Here is a 16,520-nt window from a genome sequence, read left to right as displayed (position 1 = left end):
CCTTTCGGCTACTCCGACAGCAACAGCTGCTGCCGTTTACTTCCTGGTCACAGCACTTCGCGGGTGCTGAGAAGGACTGAACTCGAGAGTGCGGCCATAGGCCCCCCGATGAACAGGGACACCTTGGCATCGGGAACCTGGTTGGTCGAGTTTCCACGCACCTGGCGCACCGCCTCGACTGCCAATCCCATTCCGTTGACGAACGAATCTGCGAGGTTTCCGCCGCTCGTGTTGACCGGGAGCAGCCCGTGTGGAGCGGTCAGATTCTCGACGGTCATGACCTTGCCGGCTTCGGCACCGCGTGGACACAGCGAGTGATCGATCAGCGCGGCTACTCCCGAACCACTGAAGTTCTCGTAAACCTGGACGACATCGACCTGGTCGGGACCGAGGTCGGCATCCGCCCACAGGGTCTCCGCGACACCGGCGGCACCGGAGAAACCGGCAGAGGTGTAGTCGAGATCGTTCTCCGTGTCGACGGCGTATCCACCTACCGCGCCCTGACTGCCGGCCAGCACATACGCCGGATTCGAACGGAGTTTCTCGGCGCGATCGGCGGCTACCAGGATCAACGCAACCGCTCCGTCGTTCTCACGGGAGCAGTCGTAGAGCCGATACGGCTCGACGATCATCCGGGACAATTCGTATGTCGCCTCGTCGAGTGGACGGCCGAAGGCCGCGGCATCCGGATTCTGCTGGGCATGGAAATAGTCCGCGAGAACCAGGGACCTCATTGCAGATTCGGGGACACCGTCGTGCTCGAGCATCCGCCGAGTGCGCAGCGCACACGCCTGCGCAGGCGATCCGACACCGTGCGGAAGCATGTGACCGTCGAAGTGATGCTTCGCATATCCGAGTCGTCCGGAATACTGCTGCGCCATAGCACGATACACGACCACACACTGCGCCTGCCCCGCCGCGATGGCTACCGCCGCATTAATGATCGCCGCCGCGGCGCCACCGCCGCCTCCACCCCAGATCATGTTGGACCATCGAATCCGATGCGACATGAGCGACGCACCGACGACCGTTCCGTCGTTCTCACCGCCGCCGTACGAGACGAAGCCGTCGATATCGCGTGGCGACACACCCGCATCGGCAGCTGCCTCGACGATCGCACGCAACGTCATCCGGAGCTCGCCGTCGGGCGATTCTCCCCGCTTGTAATGGAACTCGCTGACTCCCACCACGGCCGCCGCCCCGCGGAGAAATGTATCGGTCATCGGCGTCCTCCCCACTCGGTCTCGGTCAACGTGCTCGCGCGTTGCCAGCGGAGCAGCGGCCAAGGTGAATCGGCAGGCTGTTGGATAATTCCTGTGACTGCATCACCGATGGTGATGTCGGCGTCGCCGTTCTCCGCCAGCAGGCCGAGCACCCGGCGACCCCCGGCATGCTGCAGTTCAACAAGAACCGTGATGAACGGCAGTTCTTCGGCCAGATCCGGGATGAAGGGGTGCCAGGTCCGCGACCACGAGAAGACCCGTCCGACCTGCTCCACGGCGACCCATTCCGGGTCGAACGTCTGGCATTGACCGCACATCCAGCGTGGCCCCCAGATCCACAAACCACACTCGCCGCACTTCTGCAGCCGCAGCTCACCCGCGCGCAGCCCCTCCCAAAACGGCAGGTCCAGACCGTCCGTGTACGGACCGGCGAGGGCCGTAGCCGGGAATTCGCGGGCCACTCCCGCACTCGGTGTCATCGAATCGCTCTACTCTCGTGAACGGACATATCGCTCCTCGCCGACGGGACGGGTGTTGCCCCCGGCCTGATCGGTTAGTGCTTGGTCAGGTAACCGGCGTCGATCGGCAGGTCGATCCCGGTTACATACTTCGCAGCGTCGGAGACGAGCCACAACACGGCGTCGGAGATGTCCTGCGGTTCGAGCATCGTCACGTCCAGCAGATTCGTCCGGTCGTTGTCCTTCCACTTCCGTACCACGTGCGGCAGCACCTGCGACAGGCCGGCCGCCATGGGCGAATTGACCCCGGTCGGGTTCACCGTATTGACCCGAATGTTGTGTTGGCCGAGCTCGAATGCGAGTGTGTCCTTCAGTCCCTGGAGTCCGCTCTTCGCTGCCCCGTAGTGTCCCCACGAAGGAGCAGCGCCCAGTCCGTCGACGGACGAGGTGATCACGATCGACCCGCCTCGGCCGCCGTGGATCATTACGGGCACGATGGCCTTGCATGCCTTCCACGCTCCCGAGAGATTGACGTCGAGCATCGTCTGCCACGCGTCGTCCTCGATTTCGATCGTCGACTCGGCATGATCGTGGACGCCGGCGTTCGCCAGCAGGATGTCGATCCGTCCGAACTGCGAGACCGCCAGGTCCGCGACAGCCTTCATGTCTGCACTGCTGCGGACGTCCGCCTGCAGACCGGCAATTTCGCCGCCGGCTTCCTTGACCAGCTGGATCGTCTCCTCGAGATCCTCCGGTGTCGCGAGTGCGTACTGCACCTCCTTGATCGGTGCGGCGACGTCGCAGACGACGATCTTGGCGCCGGCGGCGGCGAGAGTGAGCGCGTGTGCGCGGCCCTGTCCTCGTGCTCCGCCGGTGATCACTGCTACTTTTCCGTCGAGTGACGTCATCGATGCTCCTGTTTTCGAGGTATGGGTGTCGAGGTGGGAATTGCCGGACCGACTACCGCGCCCCTTTCGCGCGCTCGTAGTCCTGCGTCGCCTGACTGATACCGGTCGCGAACCGCTCGCTGAACCCTTCCTTGCGGGCCTGCGTCCAGTGATAGGACTTCAGCAGCGGTTCGCACGTACCGGTGAATCGAGGCATGACGTCACGCATGAGAATGCGGTACATGCGCGACGTGGCCTCGGTGTCAGCCCAGTCGTGGGCCGTCGCGAGAAAAGTCCCGAAACCACCGGTGTCGTCGATGATCTTCTGGATGTAGTTGATGGCATCGTTCGCATCACCGATGCAGCCGTATCCCGACTCGTTGACCCGCCGGACCAGTTCTTCGTGAGCGACTTCCTCACCGGGCTCGATCATCTTCATCGGGGTGACGACGTGGCGATAGTCCATGAAGTCGCGCAGCCCGTATCTGGTCTCCTCGACGGCCTGCTCGAAGGTGTCGGCGATGTGGATGTTGCCGACGATCGCCCAGTCTTTCCGATCGACGGTCTGCCCGTGCTCATTCGCCTCGCGGGTGGTGATATCCCAAGTCTGCGCCAGTAATTCGACCGACTTCGCGCTGGTACCGCCGATGGACAGCAGCCCAAGCCCATATTTTCCGGCGAGCTTCGGGCCCGACGGCGACATTGCGGCCGCGACGGTTATGGGCACCCCGGGGTACGAGTACGGGCCCAGCTGCACTCGAGCATCCTCGAGTGCAAACCATTCCGTCTTCCGGTCGACGGGTCCCGAAGTATTGAGCAGTTCCAGAATTGCGTCGAGGGATTCCTCCATCCGAGGCCGCAGAAGGTTGTAGTCCATGCCCATCATCTGCGAGTCGGCCACAAGCGCACCCGGTCCCACCCCCACGCGGATCCGGCCTCGAGTCATGTGGTCCAAGAACGTGATTCGATCGGCAACCATCAATGGATGGTGGTAAGGAAGCGAGATGACGCCGCTACACAGCTCGATGCGTGAAGTACGCTGAGCGGCCGCTGCGATCATCAGTTCCGGCGACGGCCCGACCTCGTACCCACCGCTGTGATGTTCCCCGAACCACACCTGATGGAATCCGAGCCGATCGAGATCCTCGACGTGGCGAAGGTCCTGTTCAATTGCCATCGTCGGGTTACGTCGAGGGTTGTGGTATGGCGGAAGGAACACTCCGCACTCGAGCGGCGCAGTCCGCACGGCCGGCGCGGTGTTCACATCTGTCAGTTCCATTCAAGTCTCCTGTCGGTCGGTTCGCGATGCACCGCAAATGGTGACGATGGCCCGTGCCGCCTGCATTCCTCGGTTGTGCCATCGATGCTTGTTGCCGTTTACCACCACGGTGTCGCCTGCATTCAGTTCGATCTCCACCCCATCGTCGAGCTCGAGTACGAGCGAGCCCTCGAGAAGCACATGCACGTCCACGGAATCGGTGCGGTGGAACCCCGGCGAATCCCCGTCCATGACGACGATTCCGTTGTCCTTGTCGCCGATCCCGCCGGGCTCGAGAACCCAGCCGATCACCCATACCCCACCTGGATCGGGAAACCCGACGGTGTCCGAAACGTCGCCGAGATTGGGCACCTCGGGAACGGAGGCTGAGCGCCAGATCGGGTCGATCCCGGCGGCGTCCAGCCTCTCGACCTTCTCGTCGGCGACGAGCACAGCCGAACCGTTCCGTTCGGCGGCGATCACGCGGCGAAAGCTCATGCATGCCCCTTCGGGAGATAGCAGCGGGAGGGATAGGGAATTGAAGTTGCCAAGCACATGCCGATTGCTCGCCACTGAAAGCTCGAGATCTGAACTCTGTCGATGATCTCCGCAATCCTGACCGGTGAACTCAAGGCAGTGGTCCTCCTGTGCAGTGCGAGCTTCGCCCGACCCTGGCCGAGCAGGTAGTCGCAATGATCTGTCCCACAGAGATTTCAATGCGATGGCGCAAAACGAGAGAACCCCGTGCACCGCAGTTGCGGCGCACAACCCTCCCATCCACCCAAGTGCCGTGGATCACATCGATTAATCTAAATGCCATCGGTTAATTGGTCAAGAGGTGGGCCCGGTGCCACCTGACTTCCCTGCGCAACAGGGGTATACGACGAAGTCTTGACCGCGCGGGATCCGCTGATCTACCTTCGTCGAAGGGCATTTGCCTTTCTCACGTCAGCCGTCGCACTTGCATGACAGTGCGAGCCCACCTGACATTCCGGAAGAGCTCCCACGTCACCGGGGCACGTTCCGGACCAGTCCCCTCGCGAAGGATCCCGATGATCACGACAAAGATCGATATTCCCGCACACCTGATCACCGACTTCGATGTTTACGACCCGTCCCTGGCTGCGCCGACCGACGTGTTCCAGGAACGTGTCGCCGCATTGCGCAAACAAGGACCGATCCTCTACTCCCCGCACCACGGCGGGCACTGGGTCGTCACGCGGTACAAGGAAGCCCTCCAGGTACTCCAGGATCCGGAGACGTTCTCCAGCTTCCCGAACAATCTGTTGAATGCAGCGCAGGGCAGATTTCTTCCGCTCGAGCTCGACCCACCCGAGCACAGCTACTACCGGCAGGCATTACAACCGCTGTTCAGTCCCAAACAGATGAAGGCACTCGAACCCGAGATCCGGGGAATCATCACCGAGCTGATCGACCAATTCGCGAACGTGGGCGAATGCGAGTTCATTTCCGAGTTCGCACACGAGCTACCAACCCGAATCTTCCTTGCGCTCATGGGATGGCCCCTGAGCGACGCACCGAAGTTCACTGAGTGGACCGACATCACGCTTCAGGGCATCCCCGGAGCGAGCGAGGAAGTATCGGCCGAGGCCCGCGCGAAGGCCGCCGCCGAGATCTACGAATACTTCGGCCGGGTGATCGCGCGGGTCCGATCCGGCGAAGACAACGCCGAAGGCCTTACAGCGCAGATCATCAACACCCCACTCGCGGTCGAAGGCAAACCTCGACAACTCACCGACGAGGAATTGTGCCGGATGTTCTTCCTGCTTCTCGTCGCTGGACTGCACACCGTCCAAGGCGCGCTTGCATGGGGACTGCTCCACTTGTCGCGCAATCTCGAGCAACGCGAGGCGATCATCGATGATCCAACACTCATCCCCTCGGCGGTGGAAGAGATTTTGCGGATCGAGACCGCAACGAGCAGCGGCCGCCGCGCGACCCGCGACATTGAGATCGGTGATGTCACAATCAAGGCCGGGGACCAACTGCTGGTAGTGATGACCGCTGCCAATCGCGACGAGGACGAGTTCGACGACGCAGATAGACTGCAGATCGAACGGCATCCCAACCGCCATATCGGGTTCGGGGCAGGACCGCATCGCTGCCTCGGCTCGCATCTCGCGCGGCTCGAGCTGAGACTCGCCCTGGAGGAAATTCACAACAGGATTCCCGACTACGCCCTCGTCGAGGACAACCCTCCGGTATTCCATTCCTCCCAGGTCCGGGGATGTGCGAAGCTGCCGATCACCTTCACGCCACCTAGGCGATAACCTACGCTCCGTAGAAAGATCCGCCGCCTTGAAACAGCCGGCTCCGCTCCGGCCACGGCACTGCCCGGTCGTGGCGAGACGGCCCGAACTGCAGAAGGTCCCCGGTGGTGACTCCGGGGACCTTCCGGCCAGTGTCACTGCGCCGAAGAAGCCGACGACAGCACCGAATCGTCGATCATGGCTGCTTACGCTCGGCACGCCCGACGGCGTAAGGGAAGGCATTGAAGATCGGGGTGCCCGTTAACGGCTCGACCGAGATGCCCTCTTCAGGGCGCTGACGTCGGTGCCAGGCTCAGACACCGAGGGGTCGAGGCCAGCGGCGATGCGTCGACCCGGGCCCGGGCGGGGTCCCCGCCTGTCTCGTGGTGTCGGGTGGCGCCACTGTAGCGGGCCCAGTCCGCCAGATTCATGCCGGTCTCCTCGTTCATCGCTTCCGCGCTGCGGCGCAACCGACCACAATCGCGAACTTGATAACACCCACTGCAGTTGGAGATAATCTAATTGTAGTAGATTCTAAACGCAACGCCCGATTCGGACTCTGACGTTCGGTCGCCCGCGGTGTAGCCAGCGATATGACATAACACAATGTCGGCGTCGGCTTCCAGTACTGGGTGAGTGCCGAAGCGTCCTCGGGCACACTTTGCCGCTCACGTGGGTGGGGTCATCTCCAACCGCACCCCGAGGAGTCGGACTTCGCGCTCGTGGTCGAGCCGGTCGACCAATGCTGCTGCCGCGTCGGCGATCACGTCCGGATCGAACGTCGGCTCGGGTAGCGGCTTGCTCGTCGTGTGGGTGTCGAACGGGGCGTAGCGCACCTTCAACGCCACTCGCACCGCCTTGCGGTTCTCCGCGAGGATGTCCTCCCGGACGCGGGCGGCGAGGCGACGGATCTCCTCGGTGACGGCCTCCCGGCCGGCGAGGTTCTGCTGAAACGTCTTCTCCCGGCTGTGCGACCGCGCCACCCACGGTTCCGCGGACACCGGGGAGAGATCGATTCCGCGACCGATCCTGGCGTACCACGGACCCATAGTCGGACCGAGCGTCGCAGCCAACTCCAGATCCGAGGCGTCGGCGAGTTCCTGCACGGTGCTGATGCCCAGCGCGGCAAGCTTCTTCGCCGTCTTTTTGCCGATCCCCCAGAGTGCATCGGTGGGGCGCTCCCCCATGACGGCGAACCAGTTCTCCTCGGTGAGCCGGTAGATGCCCTGCGGTTTGCCGAAGTCCGTCGCGATCTTGGCCCGTAACTTGTTGTCGCCGATACCGACTGAACAGTGCAGCCCTGTTGCTTCGAGAACGGCGTCGTGGATGGTTCGGGCGAACGCCTCCGGATCATCGGTCTCGACACCGAGAAACGCTTCGTCCCAGCCCATCACCTCGACGACGACGCCCAGCTTCCGCAGGGTGTCCATCACGACGCCCGATACCTCCATGTACGCCTCGGCGTCGACGGGCAGGAACACGGCGTCGGGAATCTTCCGTGCCGCGATCCGCATCGGCATCCCGGAACCGACACCGAATTCCCGTGCCTCGTACGATGCCGTCGACACCACGGCGCGTTCGGTGGGATCCCCACGACCTCCCACGACGACGGGACGTCCCCGCAGCTCGGGGTGCCGCAGCACCTCGACTGCGGCGATGAACTGGTCGAGATCGACATGCAGCACCCACCGGCGACGCGGCAGAGTGCTCATGGGACCAGTGTGCCCGAATCATCCGTCCGAGAACCCCGGAATCTGTGGAGTTCCCAGACGGTGCCACGGTCACTGCTCGTCGCGTTCCCGCAGGTCGTCGGCGTAATCACCGAGGTCGCGGCGGTTGAGCCTGCGTGACTTGCCGAGCTTGCGGAGCGTCGGGATGGTCTCGCGGGCTGCGACACCGATGCCGCGACGCTTGCGCGGAGAGCAGAGCGCGCAACCGCGGTAGGTACGTGAGGGGTGGTGGGTAGGCATGCCGCCTCCGATGGTGACTCCGCGCGAAGCGAAGGTTTCAGAATACATCGGTGCCGTCGGCAGGCGGTAGCAATTCGTCGGGGAACCGATACGAGCAGCCGAGTTCACTGGTGGAGCGGGTGCCCCAATTGTCCCTGAACCAGGCCACGCAGGTGTTCGCGATCAGGTTGACGTCGCGGCTGAAGAGATAGCCGTCGGTACAGTCCTCGAAATGGCCGTCGAACTGCCAGATATCGAGTGGCAGGTTCTCTGTGGAATAGTCGGCGAGCAGCAGGTGTCCGAGTTCGACGCGTGATCGACGGAGCATCAACACACCGCCGGCCAGAACCTGAATCTGCGCGCAGACGACTTCCTGGTCGTCGTCCTCACTGACGTAACTGTTCGGGCCGATCTCGACGATGAGCGCGACGGGTTGATCGACCAGCGAACCCGTCAACCACTCGACCATCCCCGCCCACGAAACCTCGGGCAACTCGGTGGAATCGACCATCCCCATCACCTTCCCTTGCTCGCGACCAACCACGACAGGGGCTCTTCGGAAGCCTCCCTTGCGTCGTATCAAAGCAGAAGGTCACGACACGTGTGGCCTGAACGCGCTCCGCTTCGGCGGGTGTCGCTCACGCAACCGACTCACCGCAAGAAACATGGGTCGAATGCGACTGCCCCGCCGCATGTTCGACCTGTGGGCGCCCATCGCCCACCTACATCGACAGCACCATCTGTGCGAAGAGGCGGCCCCAGACGGGGTCCATCGGCTGGTCGCGCTGGACCCAGCCCTTGACCATTGCGCCGGTGAGTTCGAGGAACGAGATCGTGGGGCGGGCGAGCCAGAACACTTCTTCCCGGCCGACGACCGTGCCGTCGCTCGTCTGCCAGCCGAGGGCGGCGAGTCCTTCGGCGATCACGTCGCGGCGTTCGACCGACGTGGTGCCGGCGGCGAGGGTGAGGAGCACGAGGTATCCGGCCTCCCGCTCGATGGGCTCGTCCGCCAGGGGCAGCCGGTCGAGAAGGTGTGCCCACAGCCGGCCCGCATCGCTCGCCGTCGCGGAGCCGAGTTTGGTCCGAATCAGTTTGCCCTTGTACTTTCGCGCCAGTCCGAGGGCCTTGGCGTATTCACGGAGCAGATGGACCGGCCGCTGATCCGACTCGCGGTTGCTGGTGGCGGGCCAGTCGTCGAAGCCCGGTAGTTCCTGCCGCATCTCCGCCACCACGGCCGGTGGCAGGTAGCCCGCCTGGGTCAGCGTGATGCCGTCGGGACCGATGCGGTTCAGGAACCACCGCAGGTGGAATGTCGCCGCTTCGATCGTTTCGTGGATGTCGCCCAGCCGGTCGGTGAGGTGGGCGCGCTCGAGAAGCGAAAAGACGTGCGGGGCAGCCTGATGGGGGATCCGTTGCAGCAGTGCGGCGAACTTCGAATCCGACACCGGTGGGTGGTCACGAATGACGGCTTCGAGTCGCAGGCCACGGTTCACGGTGTCGACGCCGAACGATTCGGGGGCGAAGCCCGGCCCCACCCACGCCCCGGCGTCGTGATGACCGGGGTGCGACGGCGTCGCCAGGACCTTCAGCAGGTCGTCGTAGCCGCCCGGTCCGCCGCAATCCTCCGGCGGGCACGCGCGGGCGCCTGCGAGGCAGGTGACGGTCGGCTCCGAGTCGTCGGCGTCGATCCGTTCGAGCACGATCGTGTGCTCCCAGCCGTCACCGAAGTCGTACAGATAGGACAGCTGCTCCCCCGGTTCGGCCAGAACCTGATCGAGCCGCACCGCGTCCTCGCACAACTGGTCGTCCTCGTCGGCGAAACCCTCGTCGATGCTCTCGCGCATGTCGTAGCGCTCCGACGCGGGCGGCTCACCGCCGACCCACGAATGAAGATGGCTGTCCTGCCAGCCCATGATCGTCTGCACGATCGGATGCAATTCGTGCAGCCGCAGATTCGACGGCACCACGAATTGGCGCCAGATCGGCGGCGACACCTCGTCGAGTTCGATACGCAGATGGTAGCCCGCGACGCTGCGTCGGCCCCGCCGTTCGGACGGCCGGACGATCACCGGCACGTCAGGGACGACGGACAGGTGTCGGCGTTTACCCGAAGCGGTCATGGCGTCATGGTAGGCGGGAGGCAGAAGTGTCCGGCACAAGTGGTGACGATAGCGTGAAGGCATGTCTGTGTCCGCACTTCTCGCAGGTCGGTACCAACTGCGGGGAGTGCTGGGCCGGGGCGGGATGGCCGACGTCCACGACGGGTGGGACCTGCGCCTCGAGCGCCCGGTCGCGATCAAGGTGCTGCGCCCCGAACTCGCGTCCGTCCCCGACACCCGCCGGCGGTTCGAGGCCGAGGCCCGGCTGGCCGCGACGTTGAACCACCCGAACGTGGTCGCGGTGCACGACTGCGGCGAAGACGCGGGAGTGGCCTACATCGTGATGGAACGCCTGCCCGGGCGAACCCTCGCCGACGAGATCGCCACCGGACCCCTACCCGACGCGCGGGTGCGGTCGATCCTCGCCGACGTGCTCGCCGCCGTCGGCGCCGCGCACGGTGCCGGGATCCTGCACCGCGACATCAAACCGGGAAACGTGCTGTTCACCGCGTCGGGCACGGTGAAGGTCGCCGACTTCGGCATCGCGAAGAGCGCGGCGTCCGACCACACGGCGACGGGACAGGTGCTGGGCACCGTGGCCTATCTCAGCCCGGATCGCATCCTCGGCACACCCGCCACCACCGCCGACGATCTGTACGCGGTCGGCGTCGTCGGCTACGAAGCCCTCGCCGGGCACCGGCCGTTCGCCGGCGACAACATCCTGTCGCTCGCCCGGGCCATCACCGACGGCGCGGCCCGACCCCTCCACGTGGTGCGTCCGGACGCCGACCCGAACCTCGTGCACACGATCGAACGCGCGATGTCCCGCGATCCGCGGCAGCGGCACGCCGACGCCCAGTCGATGCGGGCCGCGGTCCTCGGAACGCCCGGTCCCCCGACGAGGGCATTCACGCCCAGCACATCCGTTCACCCGCCGGCACCCGAGCGTCGGCGACCCGGGAGAACCGGCGTGATCATCGCCGCCGTCGCCGCTCTACTGGTGGCTGCCGCCGTGGCGGCACTGGCCATCGCGTCGCAGAATCAGAACGGCACCGTCGTTCCGGGCCCGAGCACCACCGCCGTCGCCCCGCCCCCGGCGCCCGTGTCTCCGCCGAGCGGCACCGTCGACGTCGAACCCGTCGCACCGGCGCCGCCGGCCGACGCCCCGAAGACCGGTCCGGGAAACAGCAACGGCAACAACGGGAACGGCAAGACCAAGGACAAGGACAAAGACAAGGACGGCAACTGACCTGATCGGTCCCGCGGTTGGGGCGTGCGCCCATCAGGAGCCGCGACGCGCGTCCACCGCGGCCCGGACGGCGGGCGCGACATCGGTCGCGAACTTCCTGATCTGGTCGAGGTCGTCGCCGTCGGTGCCGAAGACGAACGTGTCCATTCCCGTCTCCACCACGAGGTCCGTCAGTTGGCTCACCCATTGCTCGGCGTTGCCGTGGAACAACGTGTCCGACCGTGTGTCGCTCACCCGCCCGAACACGTTGTAGACGCGCACGATCGACGCGGGATCGCGGCCTGCGTCCGCAGCACCCGCGTCGATCTTCGCGTGCATGCCCGGCAGAACCTCCGGCGGGAAATAGGAACTCGACGGCACCCACCCGTCGGCGGAGCGCCCCAGCGCATGCAGCAACCGTGGTCCGCCGACGCCGAGCCAGATGCCCATCGGGTGTGCCGGGGCGGGCCCGGGATGCACGCCGTCGAGGCGGTAGTGCGTGCCCTCCGATCGGACGGCCCGCTCACCCGACCACATCAGGCGGATGACCTGCACGGCCTCCCGCAGTGCGGTCGCGGCCTGCACTGGCGTGCGGACGTCACCACCCATCGCCCCGATCGCCTCCCAGAACGCGCCCGCACCCAACGCCAGTTCGAACCGGCCTCCCGACATGACATCCAGGCTGGCCGCGGCCTTCGCCATCACCGACGGGGGTCGGAGGGGCAGGCATGCGACGTCGGGAAACACCCGCACCCGCTCGGTCCGCGCCAGCAGCATGCCCATCAGCGACCAGCAGTCGAGGAATTTCGCCTGGTACGGGTGATCTTGAACGCCGATCAGGTCGAGTCCGGTGTCGTCGGCGAGCGCGGCGAGTTCGAACGTGTTGGCCAGCAACTCCACCGTCGGGGTGACGAACACCCCGAACTGCGGGGTCCTGCCGTAGTCGGTCATGGTGGCGTCCCTTCTCGGATCGCTGGACTCCCCCTTCGATCATCCAACACCGTGGCCGCCGGGAACACCCGGTCTGCGGCCCGGCATAGTGGGTTCATGACAGACGACACGAAAGACGCTCCCGCACCCGACGTCCGGGACGCGCCCGAACACCACCGCTTCGACATCCGTGTCGCTGACGAGCTGGCCGGGTTCACCGAATACCTGGACCACGAGAATCAGCGGATCTTCTTTCACACCGAGATCGGCGATCAGTTCGCGGGCCGTGGCCTGGCCAGCATCCTGATCCGCAGCGCGCTGACGGAGACCGTCGGGGGCGGCAAGCGGATCGTGCCGATCTGCCCGTTCGTCGCCCGCTACCTCGAGAAGCACGACGACTTCGCCGACGACGTCGACCCGGTCACCCCGGACGCGATCGAGGCGGTGCGGCACCGGCAGCGCTGATCAGGGTGCGCCGTCGGCGCCGCGCGCCTCCTCGAGCTGCCGGATGAGGGTCGCGGCGTCGTACGGCCCGCTGTGCCGGGTGAGGTCGGCGCCCGTCGAACCGAGGTAGAACGTGGGGGTCCCCCGGAAATCGCTCGACTCGGCGTCGAGTTCGTCGTCGTCGACGCGGTGACCGTACGTGCCTTTGCGGATGTCGTCCTCGAACCGGTCCATGTCGAGCCCCAACTCGGCCGCGTAACCGAAGATCTCGTCCTCGGCGAGGGCGTCGCTGTTCGCGAACAGGTGGTCGTGCATCTCCCAGAACCGGCCCTGGGCGGCCGCCGCCTCACTTGCCTGGGCGGCGAACCGGGCGTGCGGATGGACGGCGTCGAGCGGGAGATGCCGGAAGACGTAGCGGAGTTCGTCCCCGAAATGGGCCCGCACGTCCCGGATGCTGCCGGTGGCCTTGCTGCAGAACGGGCATTCGAAATCGCCGTACTCGACGAGGGTGAGCGGCGCATCCACCGGCCCGCGCACGTGATCGCGGCCGGTGGCGACGGACCGGAGCAGGGTGAGTCCGGCCGCCTCCGTCGGCGGGTGCACCCAATCCGAGATCCGGAACCGCGCCCACCCGAGGACGGTGGCGATGACGGCCGCCGTCAGGACGCCTACCCGGGCGTCGTTGGCCAGTTCGGGCGAGTCGATGGCCAGGTCGACGATGAACAGCGAGATCGTGAAACCGATGCCGGCCAGCGCGCTGCCGCCGGCGATCTGCGACAGACTCAGCCCGGGCGGCAGACTGCCGGGCCGCAGCTTCGAGAACAACGCGGTGGCCGCGGTGATGCCGACGAGCTTGCCGACCACCAGGCCGAGCACGATGCCCCACGCCAGCGGAGACCGGGCCGCGTCCGTCAATGTCTGCCCGGTGATGACCACGCCGGCATTGGCGAGCGCGAAGATCGGGACGACGAGGAACGCGGTGTAGGGCTGGTAGAAGCGCAGCAGCCGTTCGTTGACGGACACCGCCCGCAGCACCCCGAGCTGTGCGGCGCGGGCGTAGTCGGAGTTCGGTGACTGCCGGAACGCCCTTGTGAGCTCACCGGCCCGCTCCACCTCGCTGCGCCGCGGCGGATACACGGGCAGGATCAGCGCGATCAGCACACCGGCAAGGGTGGGGTGGACGCCCGACTCGTAGAACGCGACCCACGTGCCGGCCGCGACGACGAAGTAGACCACGCCCCGCCACACCTCGAGCTTGCGCAGCTTGAGGATCAGCAGCAGCCCGACGCACCCGAGGAGCAGCGGTCCGAGCCGCAGGTTGTCGGTGTAGAAGAAGGCGATGATGGCCAGGGCGCCGATGTCGTCGGCCACCGCCAGCGTCAGGATGAACACGCGCAGCCGGGCGGGGCATCGGGGTCCGACGAGGGCGAGTGCGCCGAGCACGAACGCCGTGTCGGTGGAGACGACGACGCCCCACGCACTGGCCTCGGCCCCGGTGGGGTTGAGGAGCAGGAACAGGACGGCGGGCAACGCGAGCCCCGCGATCGCGGCGAGCAGCGGCACGGCGGCGCGGGCGCGGTCGGTGAGCTCGCCGATCGTCAGCTCGCGTTTCACCTCCAGCCCGACGACGAAGAAGAACAGCGTCATCAACCCGTCGTTGACCCAGTGCTTCAGGTCGAGACCGATGCTGTAGTCGCCGATCTGGATGGTCACCGGGGTGTGCCAGAACGACTCGTACGAATCACCGATGTTGGCCCACACCAACGCGAGGATCGTGGCGACGAGGAGGAAGCCGGCCGACAACTTGTCGTCGTCGGTGTCGTCGCGGATCAGGGCCAACCGCGCCGACAGTCGGCGAAGTGTGGTGGGGCTGCTCTGCTCGACCGTCATCTGGTCCTCCCTCACCTTCTCGACCGCTGGCCAGCCTAATGCCGTGACGCTCGAGGCGCCCAGCTGTCCGGAGAACCCCGATCCGGCCGCGATATCATCCCGCCATGGGATCGAAGCGGGGTAGGAATCCAGGCCAGAAGCGCGCGGCAAAACAGCAGGCACGCCAGCGGAGGAACCGCTCGACACCTGTGCCGATGTTTCCCACTCCCGCCGTCGACCCGGCGCTCATCGACAACTTCGTCCAGTGGCTGCACACGGGCGATCTTCCGGTGGATACGGATCTCTTCGGGCACCTCGTGGAGTCGACACTCACCAACCTCGCACGCGGCCGCCGCGGATTCCGCGCCACCGGCTGGCTCCCCGCGGACGCGCACACCCTGCTCGATGTCGCCGATCAAGTAGCGGCAGAAGCCACTGACGACGTCGAGGACGTCGCCATGGCGATCGTCGCCTCGGCCCTGACCTTCCTCAACTATCTCGACGAAAACCAGCTGTGGACCGGCACCGAGGACAATCTCATCCATTGCATCGAGGACCTCGTCGAATTCCTCGAGCCGCAACCACCCATCCTCCTTCCCGAAGACATCGCGCTTCCCGCCGTGGACGAAGATGACGAGCTTCGCGCACTCGCCTCGCTTCCGGTGATCACGACCCTTGCCGCACTGGTCGGGTGGGTCGGCACGGGCGCGCCCGTCACCTCCACCAAGGTGCCCAAACCCGTCTCACTTCCGGATCTCGCTCACGCATTGGGTATCGATCTCGCCGTCGACTCCGACGGGTTTCCGCGTGCGCGGAAAATCCGTTCGATGCGCGACGTACCCGAAATGCTGGAGTATTGGGAAACCGCGGAAGAGATCGGCCTGATCACCGTCAACTCCACGCGGGCGGTCCCCGGACCGAACGCGGAGCTGATCACCGAACGCTCAACCCGCGCGCTGCCGCTGGTTCGGGCGGCTGTCACCGAATACGTCCGCAGGCAACTCGTCACGGGTCAACGTCATCCACTCGACCCCACTCATCTCACCGATATCGTGGTGATTCAAGTGATCTTGGCGGCGATGACAGCAGAGCCGACTGCCAGCCCGGAAGACGTTCCGTTCGACGACGAGCAATCGCTGATGGATGACTTCGTCTACGACCGTTTGGACACGCTGGTGGAACAGAAGTTGCTCACCAAGGATGGCGCATACCGAGTTCCGGCCGCGCTGCGGCCTGCCGTCCTTCATGCCGTCCAACTCGCGAGTTCAGAAACCGAGTTTGCATCTTCCGAAGTCGTGGATTCACAAGTTACCGTGCGGATCTCATTGGAAGGCACACACATTCCAATCTGGCGTCGCATTCGACTCGACGCCACACTTCCGCTCGCCGCTCTCCATGACATCGTCCAGTCGGCGTTCGGGTGGGAAAACTCTCATCTCCACGAGTTCTCCGCCGGACCGGCGTACTCGGGCGGCAAAGTGTTCATTCCCGCCGCCGACATCGCGCACCGTGATGTCTTGGGTACTGCCGTCCCGGAGGAGGAGGTCGCGGTCGGTTTGTTGCTCAGCTCGGTCGGCGACTGTCTCACCTACCTGTACGACTTCGGTGACGACTGGATCCACCACATCGAGGTCGAGTCGGTCGACAACCCTGCACCTGACTCCCCTGCCGCGCTCTGCCTCGATGGACACAACATGGCGCCCTACGAAGATTCCGGCGGGCCGTGGGGCTGGGCTCACAAGATCGAAGCCAGCGCTGACCCGCGTCACGAGGAACACTCGGAGATCCGGGAGTGGCTCGGCCTTCGCCCAGGTCAGCAACTCGATCCGACATCGTTCGATCGAGACCGGGTGAACAGAGCCTTGGAGACGTTGTTCGCGTAAAGGGAGCACCCGCGTCGGTGTC

Annotated in this window: 15 protein-coding genes; 4 read left to right on the top strand and 11 right to left on the bottom strand. The window is 65.3% G+C overall.

The genetic code is table 11. The features are described 5' to 3' along the window. Window positions 1-47: 47 nt before the first annotated feature. The 5 genes from ACFTZB_RS05095 to ACFTZB_RS05075 all read right to left on the bottom strand — a co-directional run bounded on the left by ACFTZB_RS05095 (window position 48) and on the right by ACFTZB_RS05075 (window position 4,324). The gene (locus tag ACFTZB_RS05095; RefSeq protein WP_378430400.1) at window positions 48-1,223 is read right to left on the bottom strand and encodes a transporter; all 1,176 of its coding nucleotides are present in this window, start codon (window positions 1,221-1,223) and stop codon (window positions 48-50) included. After that, window positions 1,220-1,702 carry a Zn-ribbon domain-containing OB-fold protein gene (locus ACFTZB_RS05090; RefSeq protein WP_378430399.1) on the bottom strand — a complete coding sequence of 161 codons (483 nt, stop codon included), beginning with the start codon at window positions 1,700-1,702 and terminating at the stop codon, window positions 1,220-1,222. Before ACFTZB_RS05090 ends, ACFTZB_RS05095 begins: the two co-directional genes overlap by 4 nt. Before the next feature lie 74 nt (window positions 1,703-1,776). Beyond that, window positions 1,777-2,589: a mycofactocin-coupled SDR family oxidoreductase gene (locus ACFTZB_RS05085; RefSeq protein WP_378430398.1), complete on the bottom strand. Its 813-nt coding sequence runs from the start codon at window positions 2,587-2,589 to the stop codon at window positions 1,777-1,779. A gap of 52 nt (window positions 2,590-2,641) precedes the next feature. Further along, complete coding sequence (locus ACFTZB_RS05080; RefSeq protein ID WP_378430397.1) at window positions 2,642-3,847, bottom strand: LLM class flavin-dependent oxidoreductase; 1,206 nt, start codon at window positions 3,845-3,847, stop codon at window positions 2,642-2,644. After that, window positions 3,848-4,324 carry a cupin domain-containing protein gene (locus ACFTZB_RS05075; protein ID WP_378430396.1) on the bottom strand — a complete coding sequence of 159 codons (477 nt, stop codon included), beginning with the start codon at window positions 4,322-4,324 and terminating at the stop codon, window positions 3,848-3,850. It abuts the gene before it with no gap. 554 nt (window positions 4,325-4,878) lie between these two features. On the opposite strand from ACFTZB_RS05075, the gene ACFTZB_RS05070 reads away from it, so the two are divergent. Then, window positions 4,879-6,117, top strand: a complete 1,239-nt coding sequence (locus tag ACFTZB_RS05070) for a cytochrome P450 (protein WP_378430395.1) — start codon at window positions 4,879-4,881, stop codon at window positions 6,115-6,117. A 647-nt stretch (window positions 6,118-6,764) separates the two neighbouring features. On the opposite strand, the gene ACFTZB_RS05065 is transcribed toward ACFTZB_RS05070, so the two are convergent. The 4 genes from ACFTZB_RS05065 to ACFTZB_RS05050 form a co-directional block, all read right to left on the bottom strand. Next, entirely contained in the window at window positions 6,765-7,808 is a 1,044-nt protein-coding gene (locus ACFTZB_RS05065; RefSeq protein WP_378430394.1) for a DNA polymerase IV, read from the bottom strand. Window positions 7,809-7,877: 69 nt separating this feature from the next. After that, window positions 7,878-8,066, bottom strand: a complete 189-nt coding sequence (locus ACFTZB_RS05060; protein WP_219459044.1) for a hypothetical protein — start codon at window positions 8,064-8,066, stop codon at window positions 7,878-7,880. Window positions 8,067-8,103: 37 nt separating this feature from the next. Then, on the bottom strand, window positions 8,104-8,556 hold the full coding sequence (locus ACFTZB_RS05055) for a hypothetical protein (RefSeq protein WP_378430393.1): 453 nt from the start codon (window positions 8,554-8,556) through the stop codon (window positions 8,104-8,106). A 211-nt stretch (window positions 8,557-8,767) separates the two neighbouring features. After that, window positions 8,768-10,165, bottom strand: coding sequence for a plasmid pRiA4b ORF-3 family protein (locus ACFTZB_RS05050; RefSeq protein ID WP_378430392.1), 1,398 nt, complete (start codon window positions 10,163-10,165; stop codon window positions 8,768-8,770). Window positions 10,166-10,226: 61 nt separating this feature from the next. Here ACFTZB_RS05050 and ACFTZB_RS05045 point away from each other — a divergent pair, with 61 nt between their 5' ends. Continuing rightward, entirely contained in the window at window positions 10,227-11,393 is a 1,167-nt protein-coding gene (locus ACFTZB_RS05045; RefSeq protein WP_378430391.1) for a serine/threonine-protein kinase, read from the top strand. Window positions 11,394-11,426: 33 nt separating this feature from the next. Here ACFTZB_RS05045 and ACFTZB_RS05040 read toward each other — a convergent pair whose 3' ends face one another. Continuing rightward, the gene (locus ACFTZB_RS05040; RefSeq protein WP_378430390.1) at window positions 11,427-12,323 is read right to left on the bottom strand and encodes an LLM class flavin-dependent oxidoreductase; all 897 of its coding nucleotides are present in this window, start codon (window positions 12,321-12,323) and stop codon (window positions 11,427-11,429) included. A gap of 96 nt (window positions 12,324-12,419) precedes the next feature. Between ACFTZB_RS05040 and ACFTZB_RS05035 the strand changes: the two genes are divergently transcribed. Further along, on the top strand, window positions 12,420-12,767 hold the full coding sequence (locus ACFTZB_RS05035; RefSeq protein ID WP_378430389.1) for a GNAT family N-acetyltransferase: 348 nt from the start codon (window positions 12,420-12,422) through the stop codon (window positions 12,765-12,767). Here the strand turns inward: ACFTZB_RS05035 and nhaA are convergent, their stop codons facing one another. Next, window positions 12,768-14,636 carry a Na+/H+ antiporter NhaA gene (gene nhaA / locus ACFTZB_RS05030; protein WP_378430388.1) on the bottom strand — a complete coding sequence of 623 codons (1,869 nt, stop codon included), beginning with the start codon at window positions 14,634-14,636 and terminating at the stop codon, window positions 12,768-12,770. 437 nt (window positions 14,637-15,073) lie between these two features. On the opposite strand from nhaA, the gene ACFTZB_RS05025 reads away from it, so the two are divergent. Further along, complete coding sequence (locus tag ACFTZB_RS05025; protein ID WP_378430387.1) at window positions 15,074-16,498, top strand: plasmid pRiA4b ORF-3 family protein; 1,425 nt, start codon at window positions 15,074-15,076, stop codon at window positions 16,496-16,498. The last annotated feature ends 22 nt before the right edge of the window (window positions 16,499-16,520 follow it).

The organism is Rhodococcus sp. NPDC057014, from assembly GCF_042673295.1.
In the GTDB taxonomy this organism is placed as follows: Bacteria; Actinomycetota; Actinomycetes; order Mycobacteriales; family Mycobacteriaceae; genus Rhodococcus_F.
The sequence above is the reverse complement of the archived record's forward strand: the minus strand, read 5'-3'. Positions and strand labels throughout refer to the sequence as shown.